The sequence below is a fragment of the Vibrio sp. QJM3NY_15 genome (genome assembly GCF_057785995.1).
This window is the reverse complement of record NZ_CM173517.1, coordinates 2,586,031-2,598,935: the sequence shown is the minus strand read 5'-3', so window position 1 is coordinate 2,598,935 and position 12,905 is coordinate 2,586,031. Positions and strand designations below refer to the sequence as shown.

The window sequence follows — 12,905 nt, the reverse complement described above, 5'->3', positions numbered from 1 at the left end:
GAAACGCAAATGGTGATTTCTAAAGAGATTAGTGCCTCTCCTGACAGTGCTCAATGGCAGTCTATCGACTGGAAACCTATTGAATCGCATGTATTAAAGCTTCAGATGCGTATCGCAAAGGCAACTAGAGAAGGTAAACACGGTAAAGCGAAAGCCTTGCAGTGGATACTAACTCATTCTCGCTCAGCCAAGCTTCTTGCAGTAAGGCGAGTATCTCAAAATAAAGGTAGTAAAACGCCTGGAATAGATGGTGTCATCTGGAACACAGATGCACGCCGCATAAAAGCAGTTAATCAATTGAGTCGAAAGGCGTACAAAGCCCAACCGCTCAAGCGTATCTACATCCCTAAAAAGAACGGCAAGCTCAGACCATTAGGCATTCCATGCATGATAGACAGAGCGCAACAAGCCCTCCATCTTCTTGCATTAGAGCCTATATCGGAAACGCTTGCTGACCCTAATAGTTATGGATTTAGGCCAAATCGCAGTACTGCCGATGCAGTTGGGCAGTGTTTCAAATGTTTGGCATTAAAGAAATCAGCTACATGGGTACTTGAAGGGGATATTAAAGCTTGTTTCGACAAGATCGGTCATCAATGGCTTCTTGATAACATCGCTATTGATAAGAGAATGTTGGAACAATGGCTAAAATCTGGCTTTATGGACAAAGGTCTGTTTTATCGCACCGATGAGGGAACACCACAAGGTGGGATAATATCACCAACCTTGATGCTAATGACTCTTGCTGGACTTGAGCAGCATATTAAGTCTACGGCCCTCAAAAAGGGTAGTAGAGCCAATTTCATTGGATACGCCGACGATTTCGTCGTCACCTGCGCTTCAAAGGAAGTGTTGGAGAACGATATCAAACCGTTGATCGCTGACTTTTTAGCGGAAAGAGGATTAACATTATCCGAAGAGAAAACGCACATTACACACATCGATAACGGCTTTAACTTTCTAGGGTTCAATCACAGAAAGTACAAAGGGAAATTGCTCATTAAACCGAGTAAATCTAACACATTGCTGTTCTTGAGTAATCTGCGCGAACTCATCAAAAAGCATGCAACAACCTCTGTAAACGATCTTATCAAACTGATAAATCCGAAATTAAGGGGTTGGGCTAATTATTATCGCCATTGCGTGGCTAAACAGGTATTCGGATATGTTGGTCATAAGCTATTTCTTGCATTATGGCACTGGGCAGTGAGGCGTCATCCGACAAAATCCAAAACTTGGGTGGCCCTTAAATACTTCGTCAACCGAAAAGGCCAATGGCATTTTCATGGTTGGCAGAAGATCATGGATATGGATTGCCAGTTCAATCTCTTCCAAATAGCCAAAGTACCGATCGAGAGACATGTAAAAATCCGAAGTGCAGCGACACCATATGACCCTCAACACCTAGAATACTTGGCTAAGAGAAAGTCAAAAAGGCAAGCTCGCAACTCTTGGAAGGAGCCTACTCTCGCTGCTTTATAAGTTGCTGGGTATCAAACGATGCCTTCGTGAAGGCTTGAGCCTAGTGCAGTGAAAGTTGCACGCTGGGTTCTTAGGGGGACGGCACTTGGTAACAAGTGTCGTCTACCCGACCTTTACGTGTTAGCGTCATTACTTAGCAGCAGATAGCGCCTCTTAGTTTACGATACTTTTACTTATGACAAGAAAAGAGCAGATAAGTATGGTTTCGCGCTGAAAAAAGCGTTTAAGTTGGAAATTATTTAATTACGATGAAGGTTGAAATGGCCGATTATAACGAGAAATAATTTATGCATAAGGCTAGGGTACTAAATGATAGATAAGCTGTTAAAAGAAATTTCCTTAATCAATCTTAAGTATGAAAAATTGCAGGAAGTGACAGAGAGTGACTTTAATATTTTTTCTATCTTGCGTAATGAATCTGATGAAGTAGCTTTGCATTCACGTTTTATTGGTGAACTGCTGAATCCTGAAGGATCTCATAACCAAGGGGAGGTGTTTCAACAGATTCTTTTACAGCAACTACAAGATGAAAATCTACGATATAAAGGCCCGTTCTCACTAGAGATAGAGTGCTATATGGGAAAGCACGGCAGAGTCGATATACTACTTATTGGTGAACATGATGTCATTGTTATCGAGAATAAAATTTATGCTGAAGATCAGCCCAAACAGTTACAGCGTTACAAAGATGCGCTAAGTGATTACCACGGCTCAAAAACAAAACACCTTTGTTATCTTACACTTTTTGGCAACACCCCTTCAGGAAAAAGCCTCGGTTCTCTCAGTTGTGAAGAAGTTTACTGCATCTCATATAAAACAGATATCAAACAATGGTTAACATCTTGCGCATGCGAGGTTTATGACTACCCGTCACTTCGGGAAACGATAATTCAGTATCGAAAATTGATTGAAAAACTCACAGGGCAGACACTTAATGAGGATCAGAAGGTGGAGATAAAAAACTTACTTTTGGAAGGCGATAATTTTAAACAGGCGCTCACAATTGAAGAGGTAATCACGGACGTCAAAGCTGAGTTGCAAAAAACGATATGGGTTGAATTGCAATCGTCTCTTGAAAGAGTCGGTTATGACTTTAGCTTTGTGAATTACAAGTTTGAAGAAATCAGTATGGATGTCTGTCAGAATTTTTATCAAACTTATAAGCGCAGTAACTATTATGGATTGCAGTATAAAGTTTTGACCTTTGGTGAGTATAGTATTCATCTGTATTTAGAAGTTGACCATTGTTTCTACTACGGATTTACTGTCTGTAAGAACAACCAACGTGGTTTGTTTAGAGATGAGTTACTGAGCAAGGAACCAGACCTAAAAAATAAACTTGAGGCTTTGCTCGGGGCTAACGATGATGATGAATGGTGGTTAGCGTGGAAATACAGCTTCGATAAGATGAATTTTAAAAATTTCCGTGAAGGAAACACAGCAAAGCTTGGTAATCCAGTATTTAGGGAACAATGGATAACCGGTGTAACGACTGATGTGGTTGAGCTGCTTAGGCAATTTAGTGAAATATTCCCAGTTTCAAAGTAGACAAATATGTGCTTTGAGCAATTTTAACCGCTTTTCAGGTTTGTGTAATAATCAAACACGGAAAAATTGCCTAGCAATACCATAGTTGATTCATGTGTTGCTAAGTTAAGTAAAAACCTAATGTACCTCTATCCAGAATCGTTACAGGTGGCACTTTCAAACTCAAAAGTGCCCCAATATATGTTTAAAGCGCATGAAGCTATCATGTGCAGGTACAGAACTGAAGAACTTAAATCATTGTTATTTATATTAAAAAATATGTATCGTTTACGTCATTAAGATACTAGACAGAATAATTCTATATTTAAGTACAGAATTATTCTGTCTAATATAGCTTTTAGCACTCAGGAGGTATTCATTGAAAAAGTGTCAGCTGTGCCTTTGTAAGTCTGAGTTATGTAATTCACATGCAATACCTGATTCAGTATTTAGATCTTTATTTAAACAAGGGAATGGTCAGGCTATCGAACTTTCTTCTGGTGAGTTAATCCCCAATAGAAAGTCCCAGGACAGTTGGGCTACTGACCAGTTGTGTAGTGGATGTGAGGTAAAGTTAAACATTACCTATGATCAATATGGTTTGAACTTATTAAGAGGAAAGGTTGGAAAAGTTATTCGACATGAGGACGGCGTCCATTTTTCCGATATCGACTCTCTAAGATTTAAAAGCTTCGTGTTGTCTATCTTCTGGCGGGGTGCTGTTTCAGAGCATGAAAACTATAAAACAATTCAAGTTGCCCCACGTTTTTTAGAGCTAATTCGATCTAGTTTGGTTAGGCAGGATAATGTTTCAAAGAATTCATGTACTGTCATTGTGCAGAGATTGATTGATACAACAGATGGGGGGTTTGACGAAAGTCATCTCAGAAATTTTGTTGTTTCACCATTCCCTAGGAAATATGAAGTTAGAGGGCAATTTTATAGCTCCATCAGCATGATACTTTTAGGGTTTTACTTTGAGATTTTTTATAGTCATATACGTTTTTCTGAAAAAGTATCTAAGTTTGCTTTGGGTAGTCGCTCGACAACCTATATCGCGCCATATATTGAGGTCACTGAAATACCCGAGGTTTTTGATTTAATGGTTAACAGTCTTAGAAAAGAGCATAAAGGTTTAAGCAATTTGTGACTAAAAAAGAGTTCAACAAACTGTTCAAGAGGGATTCGCAACGCGTGGCATTTTCACTATGCGTTGTTTTTAGTGGTTAAGGTGGTATGCGGCGGCTTCGGTATTGCGTTGCTCATCCCTTAACAGGAAGTTAGCATTTCCTTGGTGGAATAATGGAAAATTATAAATATATAGTAGATGCTTTAAGCTCTACGGCAGCTTTTGTCGCAATACTGACTGTATTGATTAGTTGGTATAAAAATGCACAGCCTGCATTGAGAATTGAGCGTGTAGTCGTTCATAAAAGACAATCACATAGTGACTATATTATTGTTGTACGAAATCGAAAATCTTATCCAGTAACCATCAGCTCAATATCATGTTATAAAAAGTTATCGTACATGGTAGAAAAAGAGAATGGTCAACCACCTGAATACCGGGAAGCATTATCGGAATCTGATCGAGTATTCTCGAAAAATGAAGTGTGGGAGTTTGCTGCTAACGGGCATACTGACATTTGGATTAAAGGTGGTGTTATTACCGAGGATATATCCAAACTTTTGTTTTCCGCTCAAACTTCTCATGGATATCACAGGCAAGTATGCAAAGATATTTTGACTGTGAACATGACAGGAAAAACCAAAGTAATGGGTATGGAGGTCATGTTCAATACTGAGTCGAAACTAAAAGCAAAGGTAAAGTATGCATGGCTTAGTTTATGTAACATGTGTGCGCGGGAAAGATAACAAGAGACTATGGTTTCAAGATACTTTTTCATACCTGATCTTGATGCAACTAAGTCATTTCAGCCAAGAAGCTTTTGTACAGAAGTGCGTTACCCGGTCTTGTGGTTGCATGAGCCAAAGGAGTAGCAATGAGGAAGAGTGCTAGCTAGCAACAAAATGACGAGAATTGCTTTGATCGACTTGATGGGCAAGTTGAGAATTTCGGGGTGATTTTCTCAGGTTTTGGTTAAAGAAAGGGCTTTTTGTTGAGAAAGTCATGAACCCATTGGTATTGTTGGTCTTTCTCATGATTCATAAAAACAAAAATTAATTCTTGAAACTACTGAACCACCCAAATCGCTAAGTATTATAAAAACAGCCGCTCTTGAGCGGCTGTTTTGCTATTTGGCGTCGCCTAAATTTAAACTTACTTAGCTTAAAGGTTTAAAGGCTTAAAAAATTAAAACAAAAAACGCCCCGAAGGGCGCTAAGTGAAACGAGCAAAAAAGATTCAGGCTAGTTGACTTGTTGTTTAATGTACTCACCCAGTTCTGAGTGGTGCATGATTTTTGAAACTGGCAATATCTTCTCGGCAGGGCCCCAAGCAAACACGTTTACTGGTGTGTGAGTATGTGTACCTGTACCCCAAACGATGTTTTGACCGGTTGCTTGTTCGCGAGCAAGCAAGTTGCCACGGTCGTTATAAGGGAAGAATGCATCGAAATCGTTGATAGCAGGCACTTCTTCTGCCGATAAATATTTGTGTTGAGCCAATCGGTATGGATTCGGTTTACTCGCTAACACGTTTTTCGCTTGTTCCGCTGTGATAGGGAACTCACTGCTTTCGTTGACGATCTCAGCGAACTTTTCAGGTGTTTGCTGCGCTTTATCCAGTTTCTGAAATTCACTGATCATGCCGTAGTAGCTTTGCTTCTGATTGTATAAACCATCAAGAATATCGAATGCGCCAAAGTTAAAGTTGGGTGCATAGTCGCGATCAGCAAAGGCTTCGCCAGAACGTTTCTGTGGTTTTGGTAGGTTATTCGACGAGTAGCTGAAACCGAAAGAGCCTGTTTCGTGGTCTGCGGTCACAATCACGAGCGTGTCTTCACGATCTTTCGCCCATTCATACACAGTTTGGATCGCTTCATCGAACTTAAGCAATTCATGCAGCATGGTGCCAGCATCGTTACTGTGGCCTGCCCAGTCTATTTGGCCACCTTCGACCATTAGGAAAAAGCCATCTTCATCTTTGGATAGGATGTTGAGCGCTTTTTGTGTCATCTCTTTCAAGCTTGGCTGAGTTCGTTCGCCACTCTTTTTCTTATTGCTATAAGCGATGCCATCGTCCATGCCTGAGTAGGCAAACAGACCAAGTAACTTTTCGCCTTTAGTGTCGTCTAGCATGTTGCGGTTAAACGCTAATTGGTAGCCGTCTTTCTCTGCTTCAGTAAGAAGGTTACGGTCGTCTTTACGCTTTGATTTTAGGTAAACATCACCTTGAGTCAGTTTCTCAAGTTGTTTATAGGTTTCACCTTTGTCGTTGGTCGATTTAGGAATCCAATGACGTAGCCCTCCAGATAGCATCACATCAGCGCCCGTTGCTAGCATATCGGATGCGATTTGATTCTCTAAAGATCGGTGAGGTTGGTGAGCGGCAAAAGAAGCTGGAGTCGCGTGAGTTAAGCGCGTGTCGGAAACTAAGCCAGTCGCTTTGCCTGCTTTTTTCGCTTTCTCAAGTACTGTCTCAACATGGTTACCCTGGGAATCAATACCGATTACTTCTGAACCGCTGTAAATACCCGTTGCAAGCATGGTCGCAGAGCAAGCTGAATCCACTACGATTGCGTCTTCCGGATGTGTAAGGGATGAACCAATAACCCCTTCTTGAGCAAGTTGATAAAGGGCCGTTTTTTTCCCTTTATAGATGGAGTTTGGCGCTTGGTTTGCGTAGGTTTCCAATAAACCAACTTGCTGAGGTCCCATACCATCGCCAATCATCAGAATGACATTTTTGATTTCTGCTGAAAGTACGTTGAATGAGAGTGTAGAGGTTACCACTGCGGTAACAATTGGTTTCATAAAGTGCTTCATTAGTTATCCCTTTTTATATAAGCGAGATGATTAGAACACCGATTTGTGTCAAAGTCGTTTCATATTTGTTTCATCAATATGAAATTGAGCAATAACTCAAGTTTTTAGAAATGCATAAAAAAAGGCTCACATTTCTGTGAGCCTTTGTCGTATTTAGGAGAGTCCAAATAAATGGACTGTGTCATGGCTAATGTCAAGCAAGTGGCAGTTCTGCAACCACCTGATTGAACGCGACTCGAGCTTTTTGAGCTTGCTCTGATAACTCTACTTTTTTCGCTTGAGCTGTACTTAGGCTGTTTTCAGCCTGCTCAAGTGCTTGTTGTAGGTTTTCAGGAAGTTCATGTGTTTCCATTTGCGCACCCTGTTCAAGAACATAAGCGCGGATTTCTTTCTTCACGTCGGCAAGGGCTTTGTAAGCTTCACGTTCAAGTTCTGCGGCATCTTGTGCTGCATCTTTCTCTTTCTCGAACTGTGCCAGTGCCATACCTTCTGCCGACCATGGGTCCATGTCTGGCAGCTCTTCGATGTTAATCGTTGGCTCGATGTAACTCTCTTGGTGACGTAAATCGAGGCTCGTTGCACGAACGGCTGAGATCATCAACATCACAGAGATAGCCAGTAGCGGTAAACCACCAACAATCGCAGCTGTTTGAAGCGTACTTAAACCACCAAGGAACATTAGAATCGTCGGTAGGAATGATAGGGTAAATGCCCAGAACATACGGTTCCAACGCATTGGCTCTTCGGTCACGTTATTCTGAACCACAGAAGCCAGAATGTAAGAAATCGAGTCAAAGGTTGTCGCAGTGAAAATAATACACAGCAGTGTAAATACGGCGATCACTAACGTGCTCATTGGCAGTTGTGCCAGCATTGAGAAAATCGCTTTGGTTGCGCCTTCTTCGTTTAGGATTGCGACAACATCGAGTTCACCAGATAACTGCAGGGATAAACCGTAGTTACCTAAGATCATGAAGAATAAGAAACAGCCTAATGAACCAAAGAAGATAGAGCCTGACACCATCTGTTTGATAGTTCTGCCGCGAGAGATACGCGCAACAAACAGGCCCATACTTGGTGCGAAAACTAGCCACCACGCCCAGTAGAAAATGGTCCAATCTTGTGGGAAATGTGTGTTTTCGAACGTGCCGTAGCCGCCGAATGGTTCAGCCCATGTTGCCATCACGAAGAAGTTAGACAATAGGCGACCAATCGAGTCTAAGCCTGTTTCAAGCATGAAAATCGTTGGACCAGCGATTAGGACGAATACCAATAATCCCATCGCACCCCAGAAGTTAATGTTACTGAGGATCTTGATGCCTTTTTCCAAACCCGCATACGATGAGTACGCGAATATCGCAGTACAAACCAGAAGCACCATAACTTGAGTTAGGTTATTTTTTGGCAAGCCGAATAGGTGGTTAAGACCTTCAGTAATAAGAGGAGCAGCTAAACCTAACGTTGTCGCAGCGCCACCTAATAGGCCGAAGATAAATAGGATATCTACCACTTTACCGGCAACACCGCGGCTATGGTGTTCACCTAGTACAGGCATTAATGCGCTAGAAATTTTTAGTACAGGCTGTTTACGTACATAGAAAAAGTAGGCAATAGGAATCGCAGGGATTAAGTAAATAGACCAAGCAATTGGACCCCAGTGGAATAAACCATAGGTCGCAGCCCAACGCACGGCTTCTTCACTGCCAGGTTCTAGTTGGAAAGGTGGTGATTGATAGTAGTAAGCCCACTCAATACAACCCCAGTACAAGATACTTGCCCCGATACCACCACAGAAAAGCATTGCTGCCCATGATGCGGTTTTGAACTCAGGTTCTTCATCAGCTTCACCCAGTTTAATTTGTCCCATGTCACTGAACACAACGTAAACCATGAAGGCACAAGCTGCGAGTCCAAGCGCTAGGTACAAGAAACCAAGTTGGTCTGTCATAAATGTTTTAGCTACCGCAATCCAGTCTGCTCCTTGCGTCGGGAACATAATCAGCGGGAAGACGATCGTGAGTAGGAGTGCTATCGCACCAAAAAAGGTTGGCTTATCAATAAGCGCAAAAGAGTTTTTCACGAGTATTATTCCATTAAAATGAGAGCGGAATTATGTCGTGAACTCGTTTTTTAGGACAAATCGGGTCTGTTGTCGTGACGACAAATCGTTTTTTGCAATGAAAGAGGCTCAGTGCAATAGATACTGCAAGCGATGCAGTGAAAGGAATACAGTAAAGGGAGGTAAGGTTAAATCAGAGCGAGAAGAATGCCACCAACCGTTGCCGCTGCGGATAAGTATTGCCCTGCTGAATAAGAGTTATCTTCCTCTTCTTCAATCTTATCTGGGTGATCCATACCAAGCGCACCATGAGCAAATGACTCAACCTTATCGGTCACGGTTTCGTTTTCCGCTTCGATTCTCTTCGCTTCTTTATCGATTTCTTTAAGGGCAGATAATAGGGCTTTGCCTTCATCGGAAAGCTTAACGGTATTTTGCTCAACCTTAAGAGGTGCAGGCTTTTCAGCTTCAGTGCTTTTAGCTTGTGCGTTCATTTGCGAAGGTGAATACAGCTGAGTGTTACTCGTTCCTACTGGCGTCATATCGCTCTCCTTACCTATCCTTAAATATAGTATCGGCAGAGGTGTGAAAAACTTGTGCAATTAATCACCGTGGTGATGATTTTTTATTCGCACATTACATTTTCGTCTGCTTAGTCAAACTGCTTGGTAATTAAGCAATTCCTATGCCGATAACAATATTTATCTTAGGGCGCGATTGAAGAAGCCTTTAGCGTACTAGGTTTCTCGTTTACCAGGCTTCTAGCGTACCAGACTTTAACTAAAATAAAGCTTGAGTCTGGAGAGCGAGTTTAATCGCACTTGAGATCGGATCCGCGCTTAGATAGGTGCTTGTATGCCTTCATTCGGTTCTCTTTTTTAACAAAGCGAGCCGGTGGCGAAAGCACTTTAAGCTGATAGTCACTGCTATCCGATGAGATTTCTTCAACTGGGCTGATGATGGCAATTTTCAAATCAGGGTTACGACGTAGAATTGATGCTGCAGTGCCTAAACCACCTTCGGTGTGGAATTTACCAGCGACATGGATCACCTGTTGTTCAGGGTTCGACGCTAGGTAATCAACAATCGATTCAGCCATAGTTTCGTCCCACGTTACCTGAGCAGCAAACTGCTTTTCTGTTTGCTCTGGTGTGCCGTGATGCATCGAAGCCATGAATTTTTCTTTGTAAGGGCTATCGCCAGTATCGACTTCGGATGCAACCCAGTTTCGTTGCTCTGAAGGTAGCTGATCTAGATAGGATAATCCCTTACGGCCAATACACTGTACAAACGGCTTTGGTGCGTTGGCCGCAATGATATCGACGTCGTTGGTTTTAGCGAACTCAACTAACGCGCGGTAATCACTTTCGTAATTTGGCCAAGCAGCCGCTTGAGACATAAGAACTTGTTCGCCAATCTCATCATTTAGATATTGGTTTAATGTGTCCTGATGCTCTCGAGTGAATTGTTCCATTGAAAGCGCGATGTTTGATGTGGCATTGCGGCGCTCTTTTAAGAAGTCGGTTTGAAAGCGATGGATTGCCGAGTGAGTGTGCCATTCGCCAATAAGAACCACATCAGCATCAATCAACTGTTGAGGGAGAGCCTCAAGAGAAAGCGTTTTGCCTTGTGGAGAAGCAAACTGGTAGTCATAGAATGTGGAAACGACTTGCGTCTGCGTGTTAGCTACTTTTTGAGAAGTGCTGTTTGAAGGTTGATTAGCACAAGCTGTAAGCAGGGTAGCTAATCCGATAAGAATAATACGTTGCATGAAATGCCTCCTTGAAGAACACGCATACTAAAGGAGGCAAGATGAGATTTCAATGCAAACGATAATCAATATCAATTAAAGTTGTTTGCGGTACACTCGCAGCATAAAGTCAGCTTCACAGTTGAATAGCTCGGTATCGATGAGTTGTTGTTTAAACTCTTCACTCGCTTTCCAAGCAAACGGCGTCATCTGTAGCAGGTCAAATGCATCCGACCCCGATAGTTCCATCACATAGTTTAGTTGCTCTTGGTGTTCAAGAGTAAAACCTTCGATCACTTCTGGGTCTTCATCGTGCAAACGAACGCCATCATAAATCGCATCACGTAGCTGATACAGGTGTCGGCTGGCTGGTGTCACGGTGATCACGACGCCATTGTCTTTGATTGTGCGCTGTAACTCTTCAGCCTTACATGGTGCATAAATGCGCAGAATGCCGTCTAAGCTATTTTCAGCAAAGGGTAGGCGATGACTCGAAGCAACAGAGAAATCGACCGCAGGGTAGCGTTTAGCCGCGTATTTGATAGCTACCTTAGAGATGTCTAGGCCAAAAGTAGCGCCGTTCTTTTCTTGAAGATTTACCGCAATTTCGTTGGTGTAGTAACCTTCGCCACAACCAATATCTAATAGGCTAGGCGCCTCTTCTGGTAGATAGCGAGAACATAATGTCACCACCGCTTGGCGCATTGGATCGTAATGGTTGCCTTCAAGGAAGCGGCGACGTGCCTGCATCATCTCTTTGTTGTCACCTGGATCTTTTGAGCGTTTGTGGTGCGCTGGCATCAAATTGACATAGCCTTCTTTCGCTAGGTCGAACTGATGGTTTTTTTCACACTTAAACGTACGATCGTTTTGAGATAAAGGTTGGTGACACAAAGGGCATTGGTAAGTCATGACGATCTCAGAGGCATAGAGTTGGGCGCAGATTCTATCAAAAAGGTCTGCATCAGGCTAAATAAAAAGGCGAGAATATCTGCTTCTAGAATAGTGAGCTTATGGCTTATTACAATAAAAATCAGAGCTTAGGTTTAGGTCACGTTTATCTGCGTTTTTTCTGGGTATCGTCTACGCTTTCCTACTGTTTAATTAGAAGCTGATATGACAAAGAAAATCATCCTAGATACAGATCCGGGCATCGATGATGCAATGGCCATCCTATTTGCGGAAGCGCATCCTGATATTGAGCTGGTGGGCATCACCACTGTTTATGGTAATGCGACGATTGACAACGGAACTCAAAATGCTCTTTATCTGAAGCAGAAGTTTGGAATGAAGGCGCTTGTGGCTAAGGGAACGGATAAGCCGTTAATAAGAGATCCCGTTGGAGCCACGGTTGTGGTGCATGGCGAGGCTGGATTTGGGGATGTGAAAGCGCCAAGTTCATTAGATGTTACAGCGATTGATAAGCCGGCTTACCAGTTCATTATCGATAGTGTTCGAGCGGAACCGGGAGAGATCACTCTTGTGGCGGTTGGCCCTCTTACTAACCTCGCGCTCGCTCTGGAAGCGGATCCTGAAATTGTCGACTTAGTAAAAGAAGTGGTCATTATGGGGGGCGCGTTCGGTGAAAATGACCATAGAGGTAACGTGACGCCATTTGCTGAAGCGAATATCCATGATGATCCTCACGCTGCGGATAAGGTGTTTACGGCATCATGGCCAGTGGTAATTATCGGGCTAGATGTCACTGAGGAGAGCTTCTTTACTGGTCAATACCTTGATGATTTACGAGATGAGGCTGGAGAGGTAGGGCAGTTTATCTGGGATGTTAGCCGTTACTACTTAAAGTTCTATTCTGAAAAGGTAGGAATGGAGGGTTGTCATGTTCACGATCCTTCAGCCATTGCTTATGTTATCCAACCATCTCTATTTACCTGTCGTAGTGGCTCAGTCAGAGTAGTGACTGATGGCCCCGCAGAAGGGATGACCATTCAGAAAGTTGATCAACGTAAATATATGAATGATGAGTGGAGTTCATTCCCTGCACAAAAGGTCGGCATTCAAGTGGACAACAATACTCTATTGTCACTCTATAGAGAAACTTTAGTTCATTATTCACAGCAGCAAAGCTAATTGATAGTCATCGTAGTGTTGTAAAAAATAGCTGTAAAAAAGGCCGGA

10 protein-coding genes are annotated in these 12,905 nt (G+C 42.5%); 5 read left to right on the top strand and 5 right to left on the bottom strand.

Annotated features, from left to right (window positions below):
• Positions 1–9 precede the first annotated feature (9 nt).
• The 4 genes from ltrA to AC3CKG_RS11515 all read left to right on the top strand — a co-directional run bounded on the left by ltrA (position 10) and on the right by AC3CKG_RS11515 (position 4,884).
• Positions 10–1,482, top strand: coding sequence for a group II intron reverse transcriptase/maturase (gene ltrA, locus AC3CKG_RS11530; protein ID WP_488528379.1), 1,473 nt, complete (start codon positions 10–12; stop codon positions 1,480–1,482).
• 309 nt (positions 1,483–1,791) lie between these two features.
• On the top strand, positions 1,792–3,030 hold the full coding sequence (locus tag AC3CKG_RS11525; RefSeq protein ID WP_371728575.1) for a PDDEXK-like family protein: 1,239 nt from the start codon (positions 1,792–1,794) through the stop codon (positions 3,028–3,030).
• A 358-nt stretch (positions 3,031–3,388) separates the two neighbouring features.
• Positions 3,389–4,159: a hypothetical protein gene (locus tag AC3CKG_RS11520; protein WP_372235153.1), complete on the top strand. Its 771-nt coding sequence runs from the start codon at positions 3,389–3,391 to the stop codon at positions 4,157–4,159.
• Positions 4,160–4,311: 152 nt separating this feature from the next.
• On the top strand, positions 4,312–4,884 hold the full coding sequence (locus AC3CKG_RS11515) for a hypothetical protein (protein ID WP_009844826.1): 573 nt from the start codon (positions 4,312–4,314) through the stop codon (positions 4,882–4,884).
• Positions 4,885–5,379: 495 nt separating this feature from the next.
• Here AC3CKG_RS11515 and AC3CKG_RS11510 read toward each other — a convergent pair whose 3' ends face one another.
• The 5 genes from AC3CKG_RS11510 to rlmA form a co-directional block, all read right to left on the bottom strand.
• The gene (locus tag AC3CKG_RS11510) at positions 5,380–6,957 is read right to left on the bottom strand and encodes an alkaline phosphatase (RefSeq protein WP_488528378.1); all 1,578 of its coding nucleotides are present in this window, start codon (positions 6,955–6,957) and stop codon (positions 5,380–5,382) included.
• Positions 6,958–7,150: 193 nt separating this feature from the next.
• Positions 7,151–9,037, bottom strand: a complete 1,887-nt coding sequence (locus AC3CKG_RS11505; protein ID WP_017111140.1) for a BCCT family transporter — start codon at positions 9,035–9,037, stop codon at positions 7,151–7,153.
• 167 nt (positions 9,038–9,204) lie between these two features.
• Positions 9,205–9,558, bottom strand: a complete 354-nt coding sequence (locus tag AC3CKG_RS11500) for a hypothetical protein (protein WP_102314860.1) — start codon at positions 9,556–9,558, stop codon at positions 9,205–9,207.
• A 269-nt stretch (positions 9,559–9,827) separates the two neighbouring features.
• Entirely contained in the window at positions 9,828–10,787 is a 960-nt protein-coding gene (locus AC3CKG_RS11495) for a ChaN family lipoprotein (protein WP_428782217.1), read from the bottom strand.
• Positions 10,788–10,862: 75 nt separating this feature from the next.
• Complete coding sequence (rlmA, locus tag AC3CKG_RS11490) at positions 10,863–11,678, bottom strand: 23S rRNA (guanine(745)-N(1))-methyltransferase (RefSeq protein ID WP_488528377.1); 816 nt, start codon at positions 11,676–11,678, stop codon at positions 10,863–10,865.
• Positions 11,679–11,882: 204 nt separating this feature from the next.
• Here rlmA and AC3CKG_RS11485 point away from each other — a divergent pair, with 204 nt between their 5' ends.
• Positions 11,883–12,857, top strand: coding sequence for a nucleoside hydrolase (locus AC3CKG_RS11485; RefSeq protein WP_108151431.1), 975 nt, complete (start codon positions 11,883–11,885; stop codon positions 12,855–12,857).
• Positions 12,858–12,905: the final 48 nt, after the last annotated feature.

Bases quoted from the DNA above. Each gene is read 5' to 3' on its own strand.
- AC3CKG_RS11515 (WP_009844826.1), top strand. From the start codon at position 4,312: ATGGAAAATTATAAATATATAGTAGATGCTTTAAGCTCTACGGCAGCT.
- AC3CKG_RS11500 (WP_102314860.1), bottom strand. From the start codon at position 9,558: ATGACGCCAGTAGGAACGAGTAACACTCAGCTGTATTCACCTTCGCAA.
- rlmA (WP_488528377.1), bottom strand. From the start codon at position 11,678: ATGACTTACCAATGCCCTTTGTGTCACCAACCTTTATCTCAAAACGAT.
- AC3CKG_RS11485 (WP_108151431.1), top strand. From the start codon at position 11,883: ATGACAAAGAAAATCATCCTAGATACAGATCCGGGCATCGATGATGCA.
- ltrA (WP_488528379.1), top strand. From the start codon at position 10: ATGGTGATTTCTAAAGAGATTAGTGCCTCTCCTGACAGTGCTCAATGG.
- AC3CKG_RS11495 (WP_428782217.1), bottom strand. From the start codon at position 10,787: ATGCAACGTATTATTCTTATCGGATTAGCTACCCTGCTTACAGCTTGT.
- AC3CKG_RS11525 (WP_371728575.1), top strand. From the start codon at position 1,792: ATGATAGATAAGCTGTTAAAAGAAATTTCCTTAATCAATCTTAAGTAT.
- AC3CKG_RS11510 (WP_488528378.1), bottom strand. From the start codon at position 6,957: ATGAAGCACTTTATGAAACCAATTGTTACCGCAGTGGTAACCTCTACA.